We start from the raw sequence: 22017 nt of genomic DNA, 5'->3' as shown, positions 1-22017 counted from the left end.
CGGCTTGGCTGTCGTGGTGAGGGTGAGCATATAGGGCAGAGCCCCGAGGTTATGCGCACGCTCCCGGCATTTGGCAATGCCTTTATTCCAATGGGGAGACAGTCGACGCAGGGCGCAGGATCTGGAGGCGACGAATATTCCCTATCTGGGGCGAGCGCTCAAGGATCCGGCTTTTGATGAATTCTGGCAACAGGACAGGCGGGATGTTGCTTGGTACTTCCTGGACGAGTTGGGATGGCACCGTACCGATGTAATCGTCGGGTGCATTGCACAAACTGTACTCGTAGGTAACGTGATACTCCATGGCGGGGACGCAAATAACTTTGTGTACGGATTGTACCCTTGTCTGTGCGGCCGGGGACGAGCCGGCGGTTCGGATTGGGCAAATGCGCTGGCGATCCGATCGAAAAGTGCAGCATGGCACTGGACCACGCGTTGCGCCGCACATGAGTGCGGTCTGCTCTCATGAGGGGGCCTGTCAGGAAACGAAGTTGCGGCCATTCCGGCCTGCGAGCGTTCGAGAGGTGTTCTGCGCGATGACAGCGTGCTAACCACCACGATCTTGCGATAGCAGGTTCGCCGTGCTTGCCGCTTGACGCGGCCAGCGCTGTCGACGTAGGGCGCGCATGCATTGCCGCGCTGGCGCAAGTGCATGCTGTACCAGCTATGGCGCACCCTGCCATTTTTCGCAGTTGATATTTCGTCTGAGAAAACCGAAAAACGATACGTGGGCGAAGCCCCATAACTCCACAGCGATCAACGCACACGATTGATCGCTGGCGGAAACTGCGCGTGCCACTCCGTTTGCAGGGGACAGCGAGAAACGGGCGCTGCCGGAACAATACAAGTATCCGCATTTGAGGCAGGGAACATCATGAAAGAACTCAATGCATGGACCGCCACGGAAATGGACAGCGTCCCGCCGATACCATCTGCAAACGCAGTCCCTGATCGGCGGTTGCGGCGGGCCGAAGCCGAAGTCCGTCGGCTGACCCGATGTGTTGAGCTGAAGGACCGGCAGCTCTGCGAGTTACGCAGGGCGCTCGCGCACTCGGCGACCGTTCACTATTCGTTTGAAGATCGCCTGCAGCGAGAACTCGATTCCCTCCGGATCATGGCGCCCAACGACGGATTCGAGGAACACTGGGGCACGCCAGCGAGCGATCAACCGGGTGAGGGCGTCGTCGTGAAGCTGCCCTATATGACATCGATCCTGTCCATTCTGTTCGATGCGATGTGTACCTTCTGGGGTGACTGCGATCGCGATCGTCCTCCGAAGTCTGCGACGGTGGCACACGCGATCGATGAGTGCCTCGGCTTGAGTTCACAACAGAATGGCGAGGCGTCGCGCAGCGGTCAGGCATATGCATCGGCGATCAGGCCGGACTGGGTGAAGGAGGCCGACAACCGGCATCATTGTCGGCCAGCCCGTATGCGCTGACGCTACGCTCCAGTGTCAAGCTGTCTAAACGGTTGCCTGCTTGCGCGTCGCCCCTCCGCGACAGACTGCGCCGGACATCTCATCGCACGCATGCCCCGAATGTTCGCAAGGTTCGGGAAGGGATAGCTCTCCGAAGCGGGTGACGGAGGCCAGCAATATAAGCGGATCGCACTGGAGTCTCTGGAAAGTGGGAAGCCCCAGGTCGATTGAGCACGCAACGATGTCGGAATGGGCGGATGCATGAACGTTCATATCGTGCAGTTCCAGCCCGAAACGTCGGTACAGGCGGGCAACAGGCCGTGAGACCACGCCGATCACGCGTGTTGCGCCGAACGAGAGGGCGAGCGCCATGGCATACGGGAACAGGGACATGCCCGACGTCGAGCCCGTCCGGCGATCCGGTAGCCCTGAACCGGCGAATCGCGACATCTCCCATACCGAAGGGGATGACGGCAGGGGGCATGGACCTGCAAGTTCCGGAAAGACGTTGCGGAGCAGATAGGGCCCAGTGGTCGGCATAAGTCGGGCGCATCCACATACCTCGCCGCCTCCTGACAGCGCGACCAGATGGACAGTATTGGCTCCGTCGAACTCATCCCACTCGCTTGTGGCATCCTGGTGGACGCCGGGTATTTCCCAGTGCAGGCGCTCGACGAAGACCTTGTGGCGGAAGACTCCGAGACGGCGATGGATATCCGGTGGCAGCTCATCAAGCCTGCCGGCGACAATGAAAGACATGGGCTCCTCCGGGTGTCAGCGTTTGACACGACGCTATCAGCGCACCTGCGGCGCGGAAACTCGGAGCTTTAGGAGGGTGTCGGTCAGCACGCAAGCGTGCGCTGACGCACCTTGCCTGCACGGCGGTGTATAGCGGATGTGAGGGATCTGTCGGAAAAGCAGGTTCAGGGTTTGATGATGCCCTGGACGCTCGCGTAGACGGCGGCGGCCGTCCTGCTGCACATGTTGAGCGCCTGCATTGCCTTTCCGATGTGGTAGTCAACGGTATAGTGAGATCGCCCGAGAATTTTGGCGATTTCGGCCGAGGTCTTGCCGCGGGCGACCCAGGTCAGGCATACGATCTGACATGGCGTCAGCAGGCGCGAGGCCCTGCATCGTGATATCGGGGAGAGCCGATGCAGTTCGCAATGAAACTGTGTGCTGATGAGGCAGGCGATCCGTGACTTGATGGCATCGTTCACGGAATGAAGGGGGCCGGACAGATTGAACAGCACGACACTGCCATCGGCCTGATGGACCGGGATGCTAAGGCCGCCGGGCAGCCCTGCCTCTTTTGCTTCGTCGAGCAGACGACGTTCGGCTTTGCTCAGGCCGGCGATATCGTGCCACCGGTAAGGCGTGGACTGGATGAACGCAGCCCGATGCACGGGATCGGTGGCCGCATAATCCCGCCCCTCGTAATACTGTACCCATTCCCGCGGGTAGTGGGCACCGATCATTTCTATCGCCGTGCGGCGTGGGTTGCTTGAGCGGCTGCGCATGACGCGGCTGATGACGTAATGGGGAAAGCCAAGCGTCGTGGCCGCGCTGCCGAATGAATCGACAAGCGAAGGAATGTCCGAAGCGGATGCAAGACGCATCACGAGTGCAGGCGTATCAGCCAGTAGATGATCCGCTTCAGATGCCCTGCGCTGGAGTTCGTTTGAACGGCGTCGAGAGACATGTTTCATCTTCGTCACCCCGGCGCTGCTCCACAGAATCCGGGTCGCGTGTGCCTCGCAGATGCAAGACTCTGTGCCACAGCCGCGTGGCTCATACGACGCGCGTCACCGGGGGTGGGGAGCCAGTCAGAGGTCCACACGTGACCGCCGCCTCAGCGGCGTCCCCAATCGTCAGCTCAACGCCTTACGGCCGCCCAGCTGACTGCATTTAACAATCATTATAGTATGCAGATTGCGAGTTGGAGGTTCGCGGTACAAAGATCCCAAGGGAATTCAGTTTGCCTTGCTCACGGGTGTCTGAAGCGGGAGGCGTGCCGTGGCGGGACCCTAGCGGACCAGCAGTGCAACTGCCGAAAATCCACCGATACCCCTTGCAAACAGCAGGAATGGCTGCCCTGGCGCCAGGTCGTGACACTGGGCAAGATTGATGAATGCATCGCTGACGGTGACGTGCCCGATGCGCGAAAAGTTCTCCGAGAACAGCCGGTCCCTGGGAATCCGCAGCGAATCCAGCAACCGGTGCCACGCAGGCAGGTCAAGGTGATGCGGCAGGATACGACGGATATCGTCCAGTGCGATATGTGCCTGCCGGGCGGTGTGTGTGATCAGTCTGCGCGCCGTGAAGAAGTGTTGTGCTGCCAGGCGCGATTCGTCTTGTTCCAGCACTCCTCGCCAGCCTGCGCCGGTGGCATGCATTGTGATCGCCACCAGGCGGTTGATGGGAGCGTCGCGCTCGATGAAGGCGGCAAACGCACCATCCCCCAGAATCCCTTCGGCGATCATTAATCTTTCTGATGCCAGCGGCATGACGTCGGCGCCGACAAGCAGCACCCGTTTCATATGGGGGCGGGCGACGAACATTGCCCTGATCACGCGCAGTGCGCCAAGGCCCGACGCACAATGCTGCTGCGCGAACGAAAAGGCTTCAGCGTTGCTGAAGCCGAACCGGTCACACAGCAGGCCCGGCAACGACTGTGGCGGCGGCGCGATGCTGCCCTGTAGTGTGTGAACATAGACGAGGCAGTCGACCTCACGCGGCGCAATAGCGGACGCAACGAGAAGGCGCTGAACCGCGCTGGCCGCCAGGCCAATTGCGGTTTGTCCGTTCGCACTGCGGTACTTATACATTCCGGCCTGCTCAAGTTTCCGCACGGTGGCGATCGTCTGCCGGGTACGTTGCCCCCAGTCCCGGATATTGTCGATGCACGGGGGGAGATAAAAAGCGACGTGCGCTATGCCGAGATCGGGAATCATGAGGCGGGGCGGACCTCGTCATGCTGACAGAAGGAGGGCACGCCGTTCGCGCCCAGCAGCGCCGAGCCGACGAAACCACCTATCCCGTAACCCCAGAGCAGCGTGCGGCGCGCTCGCAGAGACGCCGTGCGGTTAAGTGTCTGTGCCAGTCGTACGATGGAATCGGCTGCGCCGAGATGAATACCGACCTCATGCTGCGCTCTCGCGTTTGGTTGGCCGAAATGCTCACTGACTGCAGCCGCGAGCGACGTCATGCCTGGCTGTCCGACAATCTCGTCAATTTCATCGCAACGAAGGGCGTGTCGCGCGAGGAGAAAGTCGATTATCGACAGCAACGAGAATGTCCAGGCCTCCGGGACGACTTCGGTACATCGTCCGACCTCCTGGGGAACGTGCCGGACTGCTGCATCGAGCAGGTACAGGCCGTCTGTTCTCCGGTCGGCTCTTTCAACGAGCAGTGCACCGGCAGCGTCCCCGTGCACGATGCCAGGTCCGCAGATTCTGGAAAACGGCGGATACCATTTCTCCGCTGCAACGATCAGTATCGTGTGCACGTCCGGTTCAGCGTCGAGCAGGTCGGAAGCAAGCCTTAACGCTGTGAAGGGTGACGCGCCATGCTGCTGCGAGACCGAAAAAGCAAAGCACGGCGGTCCCACTTCGGCACACAGCCGCCCGGCAACCGTCGTGGAAACGTGCTCGTCCGGTATGCTATGGCAGAACATCACGACATCGATGGGTCGCACGCGATGCGGCCGCACCGAGCAGATCCCGTTTGCCACTTTTGCGGCGAGTCCTGACAGATCTGTCCTGGTTTCGACCGGTATCTCGCACGCCAGGTCGAGCGGCAGAAGACCGGGAGGCACAGGCAGCGAACCACCGGTTTCCCCATGTGGCGACGCCTCGATCCAGTGCCCGTAGTCGGGATGCCACGACTTCACCCAGGCATCCCAGCCAGAATGACCGGTCGCGCGAAGTGCCGGCTCCATTGCCGTCCATCGGGACAGCGTCATGGTATCAGGCACCCAGGCCGTCACGGCGGTGATGACGGCCGGGCTCATGGGCCGCCCGCAGCTGAATGGAAGCCGTTGGGCAGATCGCCCGGCAGCAGATCGTAGAGGACTCGCCCGCATCGCGATCCCTGCATGACATGGCAATCGCGCTGCATCCCGATCATGCGGAATCCGATCCGTTCGAGCAGGCGTCGCGAACGTACATTGCAGTCCACGGCCCATGCCGTGATGCAATGCAGCCGCCCGATTTCAAACGCCTCGCGAAGGATCGCCGTGGAGGCGAGAAGCGTCATGTTCCTGCACGCGGGCCGCCGACTGTCGCGCAGTACCCAGAATGAGCCCGTGCCAAAGGCGTGTGTGAGATCGCTGACGGCAACCAGTCCACTGGCGAGGGGGTTGCCCGTGGCGCCGAAGACGCGGAGACGATGCCGGCCGCCTTGCATCATGAGCTGCACAGCGAGAACGGGAAGCGTCTGGCGACCCTGCCCGAAGTCGAACCACTGGTTGATGCCCGGATCGGCGAGCCAGGTCGCGATGTCATTGACGTCATTGCCATCGGGCTCACGCAGCCAGCATGAGGCCGTTCCTACGGACGTCTGGAGGGATCCTTCCGTCTGCCGGATGGATGCCTGTGCCTTTGCGTCGTCCCTCACATCGAACCTCCTGCCGGTGTACGTTTCACCCGATTACGGTGAACGCGCGCAGCGCGGCCTCGACCTTCATGAGCAGCATCGCAAACCAGTGCACCGTCTGGAAGCGAGCCGACGGCGGCAGTCCCTGCACGTAGCCATGGCCGCCGCAAAGCTGCACGAGTTCCCTTGCAACGTCCAGTGCCTCAGTCGCAACGTGGTGGGCCATCGACCGTACGGACCTGATCTGCACCTGCGTCTCCTGTGCTGCGACGGACCGGAGAAATAGGCGGGTGGTATGAGCCGAGATGAGCATGTCGGCGAGCCGCGCGGCGACGAGCTGATGCGCAGCGATCGGCCTGCGGAACGTCTGGCGGGAAGCGCTGTAGGCCAGGGCGAAGTTCACGCCCTGCTGGACCGCGCCAGAAAGCAGCGCAGCGAAGTAGATGGCTGCGTCGACAAGCCACCGCCGTACCGAATTGCCGTCGGTCCTCCCGTCATCGGGCACCACCAGACACTGCATATCGCCTGCGCATGGTGGTGCTGTGGTGTATCGTCCGATCGAGAGTGCGCCCGGCAGGGCAACGACGGCGGAGTATGGTTCGACCCGCCGGGCAGGTAGCTTGGCGAGCACGAGCTGCGGATATCCGCCCTCCAGCCGGACCATCATTGCGTGCGAGGATGCCTGCTGGCGCAACACCCAGAAACCTGAAGCGTCGACGTCGGGTATGCCAGGCGCAATCGATGTCGTGCCGTCAAGGTAGTGCTGGATAGGCTGGTCGGGCAGCCGATCGAGTGCATCGTACTCGCGCAGCGTCATCAGTGCGGCGCTGCTGAGTGTCAGTTCGGCGGCCCGCTCGAGCGGGCCCGCCGCGAACTGTTCAACGACCAGTGCAAGGTCGTGCCGGGTGATGCCCATGCCGCCCATCTGTTCCGGCAGGATCATGGTCGCGAGGTCGAGCGTGGCGGCGAGCTGGACCGTTTCGGTCCACCGCGTGGAGTCGGGTGCGCCTCCCAGTAGCGGCTCGAGGCGCTCGCGTGCGAAGTCCCTTGCGGCCGCAACGAGCCCCTGCTGGTCACCGTCGAGCGCCCACGACACAGGTACGGGATCTGCAACAACGGATTCACGGAATGGCATGACGTTTCTCCGGGATAGGGCAGTGTCACACGAGCATTTCGACGGGTTCCGGGTGGCTGAGGAAATGCACCGGACTTGCCGAATGGCCATAGGCACCCGACTGCTTCACCACCACGAAATCCCCGATGTGCGCTTCGGGAAGTTCAACGTCGTCCGCGAGGCGGTCGAGCGGCGTGCAGAGGCACCCGACCACGTAACACCGCTCGCGTGATATGCCGTCTGGCCGGTTGCCGATCACGACCGGAAAGTTGCGGCGCAGGACCTGGCCGAAGTTGCCGGAAGCCGCCAGATGATGATGCAGTCCGCCGTCCGTGATGACGAATGTTCTGCCGCGCGAGACTTTCCGGTCAATGACACGGCACACATAGATGCCGGCCTCTCCTACGAGATAACGCCCGAGTTCCAGAATGGGCGTGGTTCCGGGCAGACGTTCGCAAAGCCTGGGCAGCCAGTCGTGCATCGCTTCGCAGACCACCTTCGTGTCGAGTGGTGTTTCGCCCGGAAAGTAGGGGATGCCAAAGCCGCCACCCAGGTTCACGAACCGTAGTGGTCGAGGCAGATCACTGGCGAGCCGAAGGATGAGATCCACGCTCTGGCGCTGGGCCTCGATGATGGTTGAGGCATGCAGGCACTGCGAACCCCAGAAGACGTGGAAACCGGCGAGCGCGACTTCCCGCGTTTCGAGTTCGTGCAGCAATGCCGGAATCTGGTCGACATCCACGCCGAACGGAGCCGCACTGCCGCCCATGCGCATGCCGCTGTGGCCGACCTGAAAATCGGGATTGATGCGGATCACCACGTTCGGCTGCACGCCAAGCTCCCATCCGAGCGCGGTAACAAGGCGCAACTGGGTATCCGACTCGACGTGAACGTTGACGCCGCTGGCGACCGCGCGGCGCAGGTCGTCGTGAGACTTGCCTGGCCCGGCAAAGCCGATTGAGTCGGGAGTGGCACCGGCATCGAGTGCCAGCGCCATCTCCTGCGCGGAGGCAACATCGAACCCGTCGACCCGTTGGGCCAGGTAGTGGATCACGGCGGGCATCGGGTTCGCCTTGATCGAGTAGTGCAGCTGCATGGCGGAGGGCAGCAGGCTGCGCAATTCCCGCACACGGGTGTCGATCGCCGAGCGGTCGTACGCGAAAAAGGGTGTCTGGCCGGCACGGTCGGCCAGCTGGCGCACGTCGATACCATTGAACTGCAGCCCGGGTGGGCGCTGGAGGAAAGTCAGGCTCATGATGTCCGCTCCCCTGAACGACCCGTCAGCGAGGCGGCCCCGCACGACGCAACCCCGCTGCGGAGCGCTGCCCTGTCGAATTTCCCGTTGGGATTGCGCGGCATATCCCGATAACTCACGATATGCCGGGGAACCATGTAGCGTGGAAGACGCTGCATGCACCAGTCGCGCAGCCCATCGACATCCGCATCACCGGCGAGGACGACAAATAGCGCCACGGCTTCGCCGAGCTCGTCATCCGGCACACCGAGCGCTACGGCTTCCACGACGAGGCCACTTGCATGTACCGTTTCCTCGATCTCCTCAGGACTGATCCGGTAGCCGGAACTCTTGATCTGGGCGTCGTTGCGAGCGATGAAATAGAGAAAGCCTTCACTGTCGTATCGCACAAGGTCCCCGGACCACACCGCGATGTCACGCGGCGTGCCGCCAGGTTTCGCCTCAGGCGAAGGGCGGTAGCGCTGTGCGGTGCGCGCTGCGTCGTTCCAGTAGCCGAGCGTGACGCACGCGCCCACATGGACCAGTTCGCCCGGTTCGTCGGGAGCGCACGTCGTACCGTCTTCACGGACCACCAGGACGCGCGCATTGGGCACGGCCTTGCCAATCGAATCCGGCCGATGGTCAACCTCGGCCGGGTCGAGGAACGTGGAGCGGAACGCCTCCGTCAGCCCGTACATGAGGAAGGGGGTGGCGCGCGGAAACAGCGCCCTCAGCTTCTGCAGGACGGGTAGCGGAAGGCGTCCCCCGGTATTCGCGAAATAGCGCAGATTGTTGCGCGCCGCGTCGGGCCAGTTTGCTGCTGTAAGCTGCATCCACAGGGGCGGCACACCCGTGATCGCTGTGATGCGCTCCCGCACGCACGCAAGGACGGCGTCGTGCGCCGTGAGATAGTTCAGCAGCACCGCTGTCGCGCCTGCCGACCAGGCCGAGGTCAGCTGGCTAAGGCCCGCATCGAAGCTGAGTGGCAGGACGGCGAGAATGCGGTCCGACGGACCGTGCCGCAGGTACTCAGCGACGCTCCAGGCGCCTTCAAGCAGGTTCCGGTGGCTGAGCATCACGCCCTTGGGCAAACCGGTCGAGCCGGAGGTATAGAGAAGGGCCGCAAGGTCAGTATCGATACAGGCGGCACCCGCAGACGGGATGGACGCGTCGTCGGGCCGGGTGATGCACAGGTCTCGCCAGCGGTGGAGCCTCACCGAGCCCGACAGCACAGAAGGCCCCGGGTCCGGTTCATCCACGATGATCACGTCGACCACAGGCGCAACGCCCTCCGCGGTCAGGGAACGGGCGCGCAATGCGGAGGTGACGAGGCACCGGGCGCCGCTGTCCCGAAGCACGTGGGCCACCTGGCCCGGTTTCAGGAGTGGATTCACCGGAACGAAAACGCATGCTGCGGCACTCGCGCCGAGCATCGACACAACGGTCTCAATTCGCTTGTCGAGGAGGACGGCGACGCGTTCGCCCGGAGCCACGCCGAGGGATGAGAGGGCCTGCCCGAACGCATGGCTGTGCTGCATCAGCTGGCGGTAGGTGAGGCGGACATCGCCACAGACGAGCGATTGCGCGTCGGGTGTGCGGCGAGCGGCCGACTGGACGAGATCAAGGAGATTTCTCATGGCTGGATAGCGGTCAGGTTCAGGATCAGTGGCGGATCACCATGGCGCCAAAGCAGCCAGCAAGTCCGCTGGAGAACAGCAGGGAACAGGAGCCCGGTTGCCCGTGCGGCGCGGTGTGGAAGTTGATGAACGGATCCGCGCCGAACACGTGCCCATGGCGTGAGAAATTGGCCATGTAAAGGCGCTCCTGTGGTACGGACAGCATGGTCATGAGGCGCGACCAGCCAGGCAGGTTCACGTGGTGAGGCAGGACATGGACAAGTTCATTGCCCGTGACGCCAGCCTGTCGCAGCGCCGCACGCATCGTGGCGAATGCCGACCAGTAGTAACGGTCGTCTGGCACGGGCTGCAGGTCGTCGTCGGTGCCGCGGAAGTAGCGCCCGTCGGTATAAAGGTGCAGTCCCACGATGTCGTTGTGGCCGCCGCCGCGCTCCAGCAGGAGCGCGCATGCGCCGTCGCTGTGTAGTGCGAGATCCTGGATGGCGCGCAGATGGTCGCAGCCTGAACCCATCACGTCCGCGCAGACGACAATCGCCCGCTGGATCGGGCGCCCCGCGAGGGTGAGCACGCGCAGCACGCGGATGGCGGCCATCGGCGAGACGCAGTTCTGCTGCATCACCGAGAACGCGAGTGCGCGGTCCAGTCCCATATGGGACTGGACGAAGGCTGCCGTGCCGGCAGGCGGTGCCATGACGCTGCTCTGGATGGTGTGCGTGTAGATCAGGGAATCGATACTTGCCGGTGTCGTGCCCGTATCTTCAAGCAGGGCGGCAACCGCTTCGCAAGCGAATGTGACGGGAGAAGCCGCTGCGGCGTCGTGGAACTGCTGCACACCGTTCTTCAGCAGTCCCGTCGCGCGGGCCTCGGGCAATCCGCAGCGACGAGCCCAGGTGTTCGCATCGACCGACCGGGCCGGAACGCTGAATGCGATACCGGACAGCGACAGCACGGAACGGGTTGAGGGCGCAGGCATCGCTAGCTCCCGCAGTATTGAAGGATCGCGCAGGCAGCCTGCGCCTGGAGGCCGGTCGCCCACAGCAGGATGCGTTGCCCATCCGTCGGAGCAACCGACCGCAGCAATACGTGGAGCTGCGCCAGCGCGTCTGCGGCACATAGATACCCGATGTCGCGCGGTTCGGGGTACCACATCCGCCAGACAGGAAGCCCGGCATCTGCACTGACGTCGCATGCCAGGGTGGTATTGATGCGCGGGGGCACTACCCAGTTGATTTCCGCGGGGTTCAGGCCTGCCTGCGTGCACGTCCGCCCGATGACTTCGACCAGGACTGTTTCGTCGACACAGACATCGAGGAACGAAAATGGGAGGCCGGGCGTATCGACGTTGACAGTGAGCACGCGCCATCCGGGCCCCACCTGCCGCGTGACCAGCGCGGCGGCTGCACCGTCACCCAATGCGGTGAGCGCGCCGACCTGCCTGGAGAACGGTGGCAGCCAGCGTTCAGCGCCGACGATCAGTGCGCTGCGCATGCGCTCGTCGCTGGCCATCATGTCGGACACCATCTGCAGCGCAAGAAAGAAAGAGACACCCTGCAGCTGTCCAATTGCGAACGGCACACCTGTCGATCCCAGCTCGCTGTGCAGCCGCCCCGCGCACGATAGCGCGAGGTCGTCCTCAAAACTTGTCGCACAGACGATGAGCTGGTCCGGCGGGAGGTTGTCCTTCCCGGGAGACCGGCGCATGGTTTCCCTTGCGACCATTGATGCCATTTCCGAGAGCAGGAGGCGTGACTCGCAGGCGACGTACTCCGGCATCGCGGTGCCCGGCGGGCTTGCCGAATGATGGACGGAGCCCGGAACCACCTCAGGGCGCCAGCGCAGCGTATCGGCATAGACTGACCGCATGATGGCTTCGCGCGCGGATGAAGGGGGGGCCGGATGCTGTAGCGCAACGTTGGCCCGCACGCGCGCTGCCGGAACATACCGCGCCGTGGTCGCTATGCAGGGCCGCTGGCGAACGGGGTCAGTCGCGGGGGACATGGGATTCCACGAAGTCGACGAGGTTGCTGAAGCGCATGAACAGATCGGCAGACAGGTCCTCAGGCGCGAGCGTGAAGCCGAAACGTTCCTCGAGCTGAAGCAGCAGGTCTGTCATGTTCATGGAGTCGACACCGACGTCGAACAGGTTGGTGTCGTCTGCGATCAGGTCTGCAGCCACGGTGCTGCCGATGGCCGATACCAGGCACGACCGGATCGTGGCGGCGATTTCCTCGCGTCTGGGGCTGTGCGTGTCATGCGTCATGGGATGTCTCCTGCCCGGGCTGGCGTACGTTGGCGATGTCAGGGGATGAGTCGGACGCGGTGGTGTCGCGGGAGGGAGGCTCCGTGATGTCCCACGAACTTGGCGTCGATCGCAGCGCGGCCCGCGCAATCATGAGTCGCTGCAGGTCGCCGGTGCCTTCCATGATGTCGAAGGCCCTGGCGTCCCGGTAAGCCTGCTCGAGTGACGGACAGGCGGTGATGCCGTCGATACCGGCGAGGTCCATTGCGGCGCGCGTCACCCGCGCGGCCACGCGCGAGGCAAACGCCTTGGTCATAGACGAATCCATGGGCGTCACGATGCCGCGATCCGTCTTCCAGGCCGTGCAGTGACAGAGCAGCCAGGCGGCCGTGATCTGGCGGTCGATGTCGAGCAGCGTCGCTGCCACGCCTGCCACGTGCTGATGCCTGTCCACGGGTGTTCCACCCCCATCGAGCCAGGCGGCGAGGTCCGCGCGCACCCGCCGGCAGGTACCGACCATGACGGCGGAAAGCAGTGGCCGGAAGTAGTCCCAGGATCGCTGCGCACCCGAGAAGGCGTCGTCGAGCGGCTTCTCGTCGCCGCGGACAAGAAGCGCATCGTCGGGTACCTCGCAGTCGGCATAGGAGAGCACGGCAAGCTGGGTTGCGCGCAGGCCGGCCATCCGCTCGATGCGCGAAACCGTGAATCCGGGTGTATTGCAGTCCACGAGGAACGCGCGGATACCGTAGCGGCCCATCTGCCGGTTGATCGTGGCAAACGTGATCACGCAACCGGCGCGTGCGCCGTTTGTGATAAAGCACTTGGTGCCATTCAGGGCCCAGCCTCGGCTGGTTTTCCGCGCGGTTGTACGCATGGCAGTCGCGTCGGAGCCACAGTCAGGTTCGGTGATGGCGAAGGCGCCCCAGCGTGGCGTGCCGGACTGGAACCCCTGGAAGAACCGGGCCTGCTGTCTGGCGGATGCGAGCGCAACGACCGGTGGCATGGCGAGTCCCGGGCCGGGCAACGCCAGCGCAAGGCTCGCGTCGGCCTCCCCGAGGCAGGCCATCAGCGTTGCCTGCGCCACGAGGGACTGCAGGGCCGGGCAGCCGCCGTACCGGGTGGGCACGAGGTTCATGTTCAGGGCGGATACGTCGTCCGGGCGCCAGGGAGGACCGGCGATGTCACCGGTCACGTCTGATTCGAGGCTGACTGCCCGCATTCGCCGCGCGAGCAGTCCGAGATCGAGCCCGCGATCGGCGAGCGCGGTACCGATATCATCGATGGTGTGAGCCTGCTGCAGCGTCTGTTGATACTGGGCCATGACATGTCCCCCGGGCTGGGCGCATCTGCGCCCGGGACCGATATTCACGCTTACCCACGGACAAGGTTCACGTGTCGTATGGCCAGAGCGTAGGCATCAAGGCCCGGGTTCGTCACCTCCAAACATTAGGAGGGTGTTGTTTGGTTGCAGTCGCGGGGACGTCACGGCGGTCACGCTACGGCAGATGTCCGATAATGACGTTCAGACCAGAGAATGATCGGCAACTACGGGTGTGACGTATGGCAGCGCGAAAACAGACGACCGAGAAAGAACCGTTGCTTCAGCCAGACAACAAGGGACCGCGCACGACCAAGCGGGGAGATCAGGTGGCCGAGCTCATCAAGAGCTGGATTACCGACGGAAAGCTGCGCCCTGGCATGCGATTGAACAAGGAGGCGGAGCTTCAGGAAATGTTCAGCGTCAGTCGCGGGTCCATGCGCGAGGCTCTCAAGTCCCTGGAGGTGCAGGGGCTGGTGCGTCTGAGTACCGGGCCCGATGGCGGAGCGACGATTACGCGGGTGCCGCTCGCCCGCGCATTCCAGTCGCTACAGAACTACCTGTTTTTCGAGAGCATCAGTCTTGAGGACATTTATGCTGTGCGACGTGTGCTTGAACCGCTACTTGCGGCGGGAGCGGTGGAGCATCTGACTGACGCGGATCTGGAAGCGCTCGAGTGCAGCGTGGAGGTATGCGAGCCATTTGCCGCGAGTCACGAGCGCGCGCTCGATCAGCGACAGGAGGACATCCGTTTCCACGATGTGCTGGCCCGGGCGAACCCGAACGCATTCCTCCGGCTCAGCTGTCAGATTATCAATCAGATGCTGCATAGCCTGGTGATCGTTGCGGGCAATGTGACGCGAGACGATTACCAGGCGTTTGGCCGGCAGACCGTGGTCGCGCACCGCGCGATCCTGGATGCGGCAAGGCGCCGCGACACAGCGGCGGTGGAAAGTCTCATGGCGGCCCACATGGAGGAGGCGGAAGCGCAGCTTCGCAAGGTGCACGCCGCCTTGCGTCAAAAGCTGGTGCTGGATTCGGACGTCGGGCTGCGCACAGGAAGGAAAGGTGGTTCGTGACCTGGCGTTCGGTCCGCGTTCTGCAGATCCAGGCGTCTTTCCTGATAGCTAGTCTCAGTGCGTTTGGCGGGTAGCAAAGGACGAGGAAAGCGTGCGCACCAGGTCGGCGAATGGCGCGCGTCCGAAAGCGAGTTCCAAAATGTGGCTGGCCCAGAGCACGAGCGCATCCGCGTGACGCCCACCAACGATCTGCACACCGACTGGAAGACCTTCCGGAGTCGTGCCCGCGTAGATACTTGCTGCAGGCAGGCCGAGCTGGTTGCACCAGGCCGTGAAATGGGGAAACAGCTCATGGTTTGCCGCGAGTTCTGCCAGTGGCATGGCGACCCGGGTATACACCGGGCAGATGACAAGATCGTACCGCTCGAAGAACGCGTTGATAGCAGCGCCAAGTTCCCCTCGCTCGATGAGGGCGCCAAGCAACGCCTGGCGCGATATCGCCGCACCGGCATCAGAGTATGCCTGCAATGATGGATCGAGCGCCGCCCCTGCGTCAGCCATGCCTTCGGTAAGCTGCCGACAGCAGGCCGGCCAGAGCGTGGCGTGAACCGCGTTGCAGCGGACGATGCCGGGGGGATCTTCCTGTTGGACCTTGGCGCCCAGGTCACGGAAGATGTCGGCTGCGCGTTGGACTGCGTCCAGAACACTGGCTTCGGGCGTGACAGCGAGGCCCAAGGATGGACTGTACGCTATGCGCACGCCGCCCGGTGTTGGCTTGCACTTCAGACCCAGTTCATAGTCGCTGCCGTCGTGCGGTAAGGCGTACCAGTCACGACTGTCGGGGCGGCTGATGACGGTCAGGATTCGGGCAGCATCTGCGACGCACCGGGTCATCGGGCCGATATGGCTCAACAGCCCGAACGGACCGCGCGGAGCATGAGGAACGCGGCCGAAGCTCGGTTTGAAACCAAACGTACCCGTGAATGCGGCTGGAATCCGGATCGATCCGCCGCCGTCGGTGCCGATCGCGGCCGGTGCCATACCGAGCGAAACTGCGACGGCCGCTCCGCCGCTGCTGCCGCCCGGAGTCCGGCTCGTATCCCAGGGATTGCGCGTTATTCCGGTCAGTGGACTATCGGTGACGATCTTGTGAGCGAAATCTGGCAAGGTGGTCTTGGCGAAACAGAGCGCACCAGACTCGCGAAGTCTCGCTACAGATGGACTGTCGTGGGGTGATGGCGTTTCATCGGTGACGCGTGAGCCGTATCGTGTGGCGAGTCCGGCAACCGCGACGTTGTCCTTGACGCTGATTGGCACCCCGTCGAGCGGGCCAAGCGGGCGATTGCCTTTCCACCGTTTCTCCGATGCGCGGGCCATGTCGAGCGCGTCCGGAGCTATCTGGCAGAAGGCATTCACGGCTGGATCGAGCCGCTCGATACGCGTCAGCACGGCCTGGGTCACCTCGACCGGAGAGGTTGCGCCCGACTTATATAGCGCGTGAAGTTCCTGTGCCGTCAGATCGCAGATGTCGTCACTCATATCATCTCCATAGTTAATCATCATAAATACACATTAGACATCGCTTCTGTCCGTGTCAAGTGATCATCTTTCTGGAAAATTCGTGGTAAACGAGCGATGTGGCAGCGTTGACATCCAGATTTTGAGGGCGTAGATTTATGGTCAGAAATAACTGATCGATTTCCTTCGGGAAAGGATAGTGTCGGCGTAAGACGTGACGCAAGTTTGACGGGCACCGTGGTTCGGTAGCAGGAACCGGTTGGCGCGGGTTGCTGGTTTAATGCCCTGAACCGTCCAGGTGTCAGTTACGGCGTCGTCTTCGGCTGGCCACGAGACTCAGGAAGTCTTAGTTTATTCCTGGGCCAGTTTCTCTGCACTGGCGAGGAGGGCTCTCTTCTTTTCCTTGCTGAGCCTGCCGGCGATTGCGAGCAGGCTCGCGAGGAGATCGTCGTCCTCGTAGAGGAAGCCTGTAGGGACGAGCAGCGCCCGCGCCAGACGCTGACTGGTCTGTATGGCTGGGGTGTGTTTGCCCTTTTCGTACTGGTTGACGCGGGTGCTGGCAGAAAATTCGTCGATACCCGCCTGGATGCCGAGCTGCTCTTGAGTCAGGCCCGAGCGCTGTCGCGCCTGTTTCAGGCGTCGAGGGAAGACGGCATCCGATGTAGTTGTATCGCGCGACATCCGGCGAGTGTCCCGGATTCGCTCAGGGATTTTACTAAGTAATTCTTAGTCGAAAGACTAAACATTACCTGGTTTCTTGATCCTGGATGTTGCTGATTGGGATAGCGTCTCCGCATTCGCGAGGAGGACCTTCTTCCTGCTCCGGGTGAGCCGGGCTGCAGCGACGAGAAGAGCTGCAAGCAGATCGTCCTCTTCGTAGAGAAAAGAGGTGGGGACATGCAGTGCCCTCGCCAGACGTTGCCCCATCCCGAGATGGGGCAAGTGTTTGCCTCTTTCGTACTGGTTGATGCGGGCACTGGCAGAGAATTCGTCGATTCCTGCGTTAATGCCGAGTTGTTCCTGGGTAAGGCACGAGCGTACCCGCGCCTCTTTCAGGCGTTTGGCAAAAACGGAGGATGTCGCGTGCTTAGCCGGCATCCTAGGAGTCTCTGGGAATTGCTCGGCCTTTTTACTAAGAGTTCCTTAGTCTTGATCCTAAGGAACTCTTGGTGGTGAGGGCTGAGGTACGGGAAAGCGGCTCGTTTGCCGATTGCACATCCGGGGCAACGGCTGCGCAGACATGAAGACTGGGACTGACTTATATGACGACGATTTTGAACATTCTGGGTTACGTGAGCATTCTGATCCTGGTTGCGCTTGGGCTGGCGATCGTCTTCGGCATGATGGACATCGTGAACCTCGCGCATGCCGAGTGGGTCACGATTGGTGCCTACGCGTTAGCTGTCGCGCAGGCAGTTGGCGGGCAGCAGGCGTTCTGGCTTGCCCTCTTCGCGGCCCCCGCAGTCGGGGCGTTTCTCGGCTGGTGCCTCGAAAGGTTCATCATCCGGCTGCTCTATGACCGGCCGCTGGACACGCTCCTCGCGACCTACGCGATCAGCCTGATCCTGCAGAAGGTGCTAGAGCTGATCTTTGGCACCCAGCCGATGCTCGTCTATGCCCCGTTCAGCGGGGCAGTACCAGTTCCCGGCGGAAGCTATCCAGCCTACCGGATCTTCGTGATCGGCGTTGCACTGACCGTGACGGCAGGATGCTGGCTGCTGTTCGCGCGAACGCGCTTTGGTACCCAGTTGCGCGCGGTGATCCAGCACCCTGCGATGGCGGAGGCCGCGGGCATCGACACCCGGCGTCTGAACCGCATCGCTTTCTGTGGTGGAGCGGCACTCGCCTCGCTCGCGGGTGTACTTGTCGCGCCGATGGTGTCGGTCGAATCGCATCTGGGCGTTTCCTATCTCGCCAAGGCGTTCTTCGTGATCGTGCTGGGCGGCATCGGGTCGATCGCCGGCAGCATCCTGGGCAGCGCAGTCATCGGTACCGCCGAGACATTACTGAGTTATCGCATCGATCCCTCCCTCGCATCCGCAGTGGTGCTGGTTCTGTCCATTGTGGTGATCCGGTTCAGACCACAAGGGCTGATTCCGGGATTCAGCGCGGCCCATCAGCTTCTTGGTAAAGGATAAGGCGTATGTCTGGAAAACACGCAGGCTGTCTGCGGCTCTGGTTCTCGCAGCCCGCCCTCGGCCCCAGGGATGCTTCCCCCCTGTTGATGTGGATCGCAGCCGTGGCTGCAGTGGTCCTCGTGCCATTGGTTGCCAGTCCCTGGTTGCTGGCGATGGTGCGCGATGCACTGGTGATGGGGATCCTCGCGTTGAGCTATGACCTGCTCTGGGGACGTGCTGGCGTGCTCACGCTCGGGCACACGACGTTCCTGGGCCTCGGCGCCTATGGATTTGCCGTCATGACCGTCCAGTTCGGACAGGCGCCCTTGACGGGCGTGGCGGTCGGTGTGCTTTGCGCTGCGGGTGTCGCTGCCGTGATTGGCTATTTCCTGCTTTTCGCGGGGGTGAGGCTCCACTTCTTCGCCATCATCAGCCTTGCCGTGCTGATCGTCGCACAGCAGCTCGCCGTCAGCTGGCAGTCGGTCACAGGGGGCGATACGGGCATCCTGGGTATCCCCGGGCTGTCGTTCAGCGTGGACGGTTATGCATTTGACCTGAGCGGTCCCCGGACGTCCTGGTACACCGTGGCGGCCATACTGCTCGCCGCGACGGGCCTGATCTGGCTCGTGTGTCGCAGCCACTACGGCAAGGTGCTCAATGCGATCGCAACCAACGAGTGGCGCGCGAAGGCTTGCGGCTATCACACGCCGTTGCACCTGCTGCTCGTCTTCGTCGCGTCGGCGGCGCTTGCTGCAGTCGCCGGCGTGCTGATGGCGGCGTGCTCGGGGGTGGTGGCGCCAGACGTGTTCTCGCCGCTTCTTGCGACCGAAGTCATCCTCTGGGTAGCTATCGGTGGCCGGGGAAGAACTGGTGGTCCCGTCGTCGCAGCGGTCGCCCTGACGCTGCTCAGGCAGGCCGTCTCCAGTTACAGCACGGACGGCTGGCCGCTGATGCTCGGGGGTCTGTTTCTCGCCTGTGTGCTGTTCATGCCGAACGGACTACGCCTTGACGGATGTGTGGTGGGTGCGCGCCGGGCTGGTCGGGCGATAAGGGGCCGACGACGGGTTCAACCGATTCATCGCGCGGGCCACGCACAGGAGAAGCGCTAATGGACAGCCAGTTTCTTCTGGGCACCGGCCTTTCGCGCGCGTTTGGCGGGATCAGGGCGGTGGCCGGCGTCGACGTCAGCATCGCGCCACGCGACCTGCTGTGTGTGATTGGTCCGAACGGGGCCGGCAAGAGTTCGCTCGTCGGCCTGCTGTCGGGCGCGATTACCCCCGGATCCGGTGAACTGTATCTCGATGGTGAGCGGATGACAGGCCGCCCGATGCACGCGTTCTGCCGGCGCGGTGTGGTGCGCAAGTTCCAGGGGACCAACACCTTCCTCACGATGACCGTGCGCGACAACCTGATGGTGGCAGGCCTGGGCGTCGCGGCTTACCGGGCCTCGCCCATGCCGGATCCCGACGCCGTCCTGGAAGAAGTGGGTCTGTCCGGGCAGGCGTGCGAACTCGCGTCGCATCTGCCGCATGGGGAGCGGCAGTGGCTCGAAATCGGCATGGCGATCATGTGTCAGCCCGCACTGCTGCTGCTCGACGAGCCTGCGGCGGGCCTCTCTGCAAAGGACGCGCAGCGGCTGGTGCGCCTCATCCACCGGCTGCGGGAGCGGTGCGCGGTACTCGCCATCGAGCACGATCTGGACTTCGTGCAGTCTCTCGCGTGCGAGACATGGGTGATGCATCGGGGCGAAGTGGTTCGACGCGGATCGTATGCGGAGATCGCAGCCGACGAGGAGATCCGCCGCATCTATCTGGGACGGGGAGCGACACATGCTGCACATTGAAAACCTGTGTGCCGGATACGGTGACATCGACGTGGTTCACAACCTCGCGCTCGACGTGATGCCGAACGAGGTGGTCGGTGTGCTCGGCTGCAATGGCGCGGGCAAGACCACGCTCGTGAAGGCCATCATGGGGCTGTTGCCGCGCATGAGCGGCCAGGTTGCTTTCCTCGGCCAGCCGCTGAAGGGACTGCGCACACATGAGATTGCGCGCCGGGGGATCGGTCTGGTGCCGCAGGGGCGCTGGATCTTTCCGAAGCTGACCGTGCGGGAGAACCTGCTGATGGGTACGCAGGCCGCCGGGGGAGCTGACATCCTCGACGAGGTATTCGATTACTTCCCGGTGCTGAAGTCGCGCCTGTCGCAGCAGGGTGGCACGCTTTCGGGAGGCGAGCAGCAGGTCCTCGCCATTTCACGCGCCCTGTGCGGGCGCCCGAAACTGCTCCTGCTGGACGAACCCTCCGACGGTGTGCAGCCCAACCTGGTCGAGCGCATCGGCGAGGTGATCCCCGACCTGTGCCGCCGCTCGAAGCTGGCGGTGCTCCTCGTCGAACAGAACCTCGATCTCGTCCTCCAGAGCGCGCAACGCTGCATCGTGCTCAGTAACGGGCGCCTGGTGCATGCCGGCACCGTCGAACCGCAACCGGGTGACAGCGGTGAACACCCGCTCGCGCGCTATCTCTCTCCAGCCGCGGAGCTTGCCGCGGATTCCCAGCATGAAAACCTCCAGTGACCTTCAGTGAGAATACGCATGAACCGTCGTGACTTTTCCCGAACCGTGCTGCTGGGTGCGGCCGCTTCCCTTGCCGCATCAACTGTCCCCCGGCTTGCGCGCGCGGCTACGCCGTTGAAGATCGGTCTGCTCGCGCCACTTAGCGGACCGCTCACGCGTGTGGGACAGACCAACCGCAACTGTGCCGCGCTCGCAGTGGACGAAATCAATGCTGCCGGTGGTCTGCTTGGCCGGCCGCTGCAACTGAGCGTCGAGGACACGCAGATGTCCACGGCCGTGACGCTTGAGAAGGCGCGCCAGCTTTTCATGCGTGACGACGTGGCGATGATTACAGGCATGGTGCTGCCGTCCGAGCGAGAGGCGGCCCTTCAGGCCGCACGGCCGGCGCGAAAGCTCATCGTCTATCCGAATTTCGACGAAGGACGGTGCGACCCGCAACTGCTCACGACGGGGCTCGCCGCCAGCCAGCGGATCGAGCCGCTCATTGCGTGGCTCATGCGCGACGGTGGCCGATCCGTGTGCGCTGTCGTCTCGGATATCGGCAGCAACCGGAAGGTGCTGATTCCGCAACTGCAGGCTGCGGTGGCCCGCCATGGCGGCAAGTTCCTCGATGTCTACTGGCTGCCCTTCGGGACACGCGACTATGGCGCCGTCCTGCAGCAGGTCGCCGGCGCCGGGCCGCAGATCGTATGGCACAGCATCGGCGACGACCCGGTGACGTTCGTGAAGCAGTACCGGTCGTTTGCGATGAAGCCGCAACTGGTGACGGACATCGCACACGAATCCCTTTCGATTGCCACCACGGGTGCCTCGACCGGGACGATCGGTGTGTCGTCGTATTTCATGAGCATCGACAACCCGGAAAACCAGGCGTTCCTCACGCGATATACGGCCCGTTACGCCGGTGCGCGCGATCCGCGGCTGGGCCGCTATGCCGTGGTGCTGCCGCATGGCGAGAACACGTACGCAGGCATTCGTCTTTTCGCCGAGGCCGTGAAGTCGGCAGGAAGTGTCGACGCCGATCGCATCAGGGCCGCGTTACCCGCCGTCTCCGTTGCGCTACCGCGCGGAAAGGCCGGCGTGAGTCACGACGGCGGTCATGTGCTTTGCCAGACACGCATCGGCCAGGCACTTGCCGACAACAGCTTTGCGATCCTCGAGTCCACTGGTCCCGTCATCCCGGTGTGTCAGGGATAGGTACGTTGCATTCATTGTGCGCAAACGTTCGTCTC

Annotated in this window: 22 protein-coding genes; 7 read left to right on the top strand and 15 right to left on the bottom strand. The window is 63.1% G+C overall.

The genetic code is table 11. The features are described 5' to 3' along the window. Positions 1 to 874: 874 nt before the first annotated feature. The gene (locus NE850_RS24215; RefSeq protein WP_012431219.1) at positions 875 to 1441 is read left to right on the top strand and encodes a hypothetical protein; all 567 of its coding nucleotides are present in this window, start codon (positions 875 to 877) and stop codon (positions 1439 to 1441) included. 24 nt (positions 1442 to 1465) lie between these two features. Here the strand turns inward: NE850_RS24215 and NE850_RS24210 are convergent, their stop codons facing one another. The 12 genes from NE850_RS24210 to NE850_RS24155 all read right to left on the bottom strand — a co-directional run bounded on the left by NE850_RS24210 (position 1466) and on the right by NE850_RS24155 (position 13561). Then, positions 1466 to 2179, bottom strand: a complete 714-nt coding sequence (locus NE850_RS24210; protein WP_012431220.1) for an acyl-homoserine-lactone synthase — start codon at positions 2177 to 2179, stop codon at positions 1466 to 1468. Between the two features lie 164 nt (positions 2180 to 2343). Then, a complete protein-coding gene (locus tag NE850_RS24205) occupies positions 2344 to 3129 on the bottom strand; it encodes a LuxR family transcriptional regulator (protein ID WP_111442848.1) in 786 nt (261 codons plus the stop codon). 318 nt (positions 3130 to 3447) lie between these two features. Continuing rightward, positions 3448 to 4374, bottom strand: coding sequence for a 3-oxoacyl-[acyl-carrier-protein] synthase III C-terminal domain-containing protein (locus NE850_RS24200; protein ID WP_012431222.1), 927 nt, complete (start codon positions 4372 to 4374; stop codon positions 3448 to 3450). Then, positions 4371 to 5432, bottom strand: a complete 1062-nt coding sequence (locus NE850_RS24195) for a 3-oxoacyl-ACP synthase (RefSeq protein ID WP_012431223.1) — start codon at positions 5430 to 5432, stop codon at positions 4371 to 4373. Before NE850_RS24195 ends, NE850_RS24200 begins: the two co-directional genes overlap by 4 nt. Next, positions 5429 to 6037 (bottom strand): GNAT family N-acetyltransferase, encoded by a 609-nt coding sequence (locus tag NE850_RS24190; protein ID WP_012431224.1) that lies wholly within the window; start codon positions 6035 to 6037, stop codon positions 5429 to 5431. Before NE850_RS24190 ends, NE850_RS24195 begins: the two co-directional genes overlap by 4 nt. Before the next feature lie 25 nt (positions 6038 to 6062). Continuing rightward, positions 6063 to 7151, bottom strand: coding sequence for an acyl-CoA dehydrogenase family protein (locus NE850_RS24185; protein ID WP_012431225.1), 1089 nt, complete (start codon positions 7149 to 7151; stop codon positions 6063 to 6065). A gap of 25 nt (positions 7152 to 7176) precedes the next feature. After that, positions 7177 to 8385, bottom strand: coding sequence for a pyridoxal-dependent decarboxylase, exosortase A system-associated (locus NE850_RS24180; protein WP_012431226.1), 1209 nt, complete (start codon positions 8383 to 8385; stop codon positions 7177 to 7179). Further along, positions 8382 to 10001: an acyl-CoA ligase (AMP-forming), exosortase A system-associated gene (locus NE850_RS24175; RefSeq protein ID WP_012431227.1), complete on the bottom strand. Its 1620-nt coding sequence runs from the start codon at positions 9999 to 10001 to the stop codon at positions 8382 to 8384. Before NE850_RS24175 ends, NE850_RS24180 begins: the two co-directional genes overlap by 4 nt. Positions 10002 to 10026: 25 nt before the next feature. Then, positions 10027 to 10974, bottom strand: coding sequence for a ketoacyl-ACP synthase III family protein (locus NE850_RS24170; RefSeq protein WP_012431228.1), 948 nt, complete (start codon positions 10972 to 10974; stop codon positions 10027 to 10029). Positions 10975 to 10976: 2 nt separating this feature from the next. Continuing rightward, positions 10977 to 11864, bottom strand: a complete 888-nt coding sequence (locus NE850_RS24165; protein WP_223274463.1) for a 3-oxoacyl-[acyl-carrier-protein] synthase III C-terminal domain-containing protein — start codon at positions 11862 to 11864, stop codon at positions 10977 to 10979. Positions 11865 to 11982: 118 nt separating this feature from the next. Next, the gene (locus NE850_RS24160; RefSeq protein ID WP_012431230.1) at positions 11983 to 12261 is read right to left on the bottom strand and encodes an acyl carrier protein; all 279 of its coding nucleotides are present in this window, start codon (positions 12259 to 12261) and stop codon (positions 11983 to 11985) included. Further along, positions 12251 to 13561: an acyl-CoA dehydrogenase family protein gene (locus tag NE850_RS24155; RefSeq protein ID WP_012431231.1), complete on the bottom strand. Its 1311-nt coding sequence runs from the start codon at positions 13559 to 13561 to the stop codon at positions 12251 to 12253. Before NE850_RS24155 ends, NE850_RS24160 begins: the two co-directional genes overlap by 11 nt. A gap of 239 nt (positions 13562 to 13800) precedes the next feature. Here NE850_RS24155 and NE850_RS24150 point away from each other — a divergent pair, with 239 nt between their 5' ends. Next, on the top strand, positions 13801 to 14637 hold the full coding sequence (locus NE850_RS24150) for a FadR/GntR family transcriptional regulator (protein ID WP_012431232.1): 837 nt from the start codon (positions 13801 to 13803) through the stop codon (positions 14635 to 14637). 54 nt (positions 14638 to 14691) lie between these two features. Here NE850_RS24150 and NE850_RS24145 read toward each other — a convergent pair whose 3' ends face one another. The 3 genes from NE850_RS24145 to NE850_RS24135 all read right to left on the bottom strand — a co-directional run bounded on the left by NE850_RS24145 (position 14692) and on the right by NE850_RS24135 (position 17193). Next, positions 14692 to 16116: an amidase family protein gene (locus NE850_RS24145; RefSeq protein WP_012431233.1), complete on the bottom strand. Its 1425-nt coding sequence runs from the start codon at positions 16114 to 16116 to the stop codon at positions 14692 to 14694. Between the two features lie 330 nt (positions 16117 to 16446). Further along, positions 16447 to 16776: a helix-turn-helix domain-containing protein gene (locus tag NE850_RS24140; protein WP_012431234.1), complete on the bottom strand. Its 330-nt coding sequence runs from the start codon at positions 16774 to 16776 to the stop codon at positions 16447 to 16449. Positions 16777 to 16833: 57 nt separating this feature from the next. Beyond that, on the bottom strand, positions 16834 to 17193 hold the full coding sequence (locus NE850_RS24135; RefSeq protein WP_012431235.1) for a helix-turn-helix transcriptional regulator: 360 nt from the start codon (positions 17191 to 17193) through the stop codon (positions 16834 to 16836). Positions 17194 to 17357: 164 nt separating this feature from the next. Here NE850_RS24135 and urtB point away from each other — a divergent pair, with 164 nt between their 5' ends. The 5 genes from urtB to NE850_RS24110 are packed head-to-tail and all read left to right on the top strand — an operon-like array spanning position 17358 to position 21982. Further along, positions 17358 to 18233, top strand: a complete 876-nt coding sequence (gene urtB, locus NE850_RS24130; protein WP_012431236.1) for an urea ABC transporter permease subunit UrtB — start codon at positions 17358 to 17360, stop codon at positions 18231 to 18233. Positions 18234 to 18238: 5 nt separating this feature from the next. Continuing rightward, a complete protein-coding gene (locus tag NE850_RS24125; RefSeq protein WP_012431237.1) occupies positions 18239 to 19321 on the top strand; it encodes a branched-chain amino acid ABC transporter permease in 1083 nt (360 codons plus the stop codon). Further along, entirely contained in the window at positions 19321 to 20055 is a 735-nt protein-coding gene (locus tag NE850_RS24120; protein ID WP_012431238.1) for an ABC transporter ATP-binding protein, read from the top strand. The genes NE850_RS24125 and NE850_RS24120 overlap by 1 nt, the downstream gene beginning before the upstream one ends. Then, positions 20042 to 20785: an ABC transporter ATP-binding protein gene (locus NE850_RS24115; RefSeq protein ID WP_012431239.1), complete on the top strand. Its 744-nt coding sequence runs from the start codon at positions 20042 to 20044 to the stop codon at positions 20783 to 20785. The genes NE850_RS24120 and NE850_RS24115 overlap by 14 nt, the downstream gene beginning before the upstream one ends. Positions 20786 to 20803: 18 nt before the next feature. After that, positions 20804 to 21982 carry an ABC transporter substrate-binding protein gene (locus tag NE850_RS24110; RefSeq protein WP_012431240.1) on the top strand — a complete coding sequence of 393 codons (1179 nt, stop codon included), beginning with the start codon at positions 20804 to 20806 and terminating at the stop codon, positions 21980 to 21982. Positions 21983 to 22017 lie beyond the last annotated feature (35 nt).

Origin of the sequence: Paraburkholderia sp. USG1 (assembly GCF_031570135.1) — a bacterium.
In the GTDB taxonomy this organism is placed as follows: Bacteria; Pseudomonadota; Gammaproteobacteria; order Burkholderiales; family Burkholderiaceae; genus Paraburkholderia; species Paraburkholderia dioscoreae.
The sequence above is the reverse complement of the archived record's forward strand: the minus strand, read 5'-3'. Positions and strand labels throughout refer to the sequence as shown.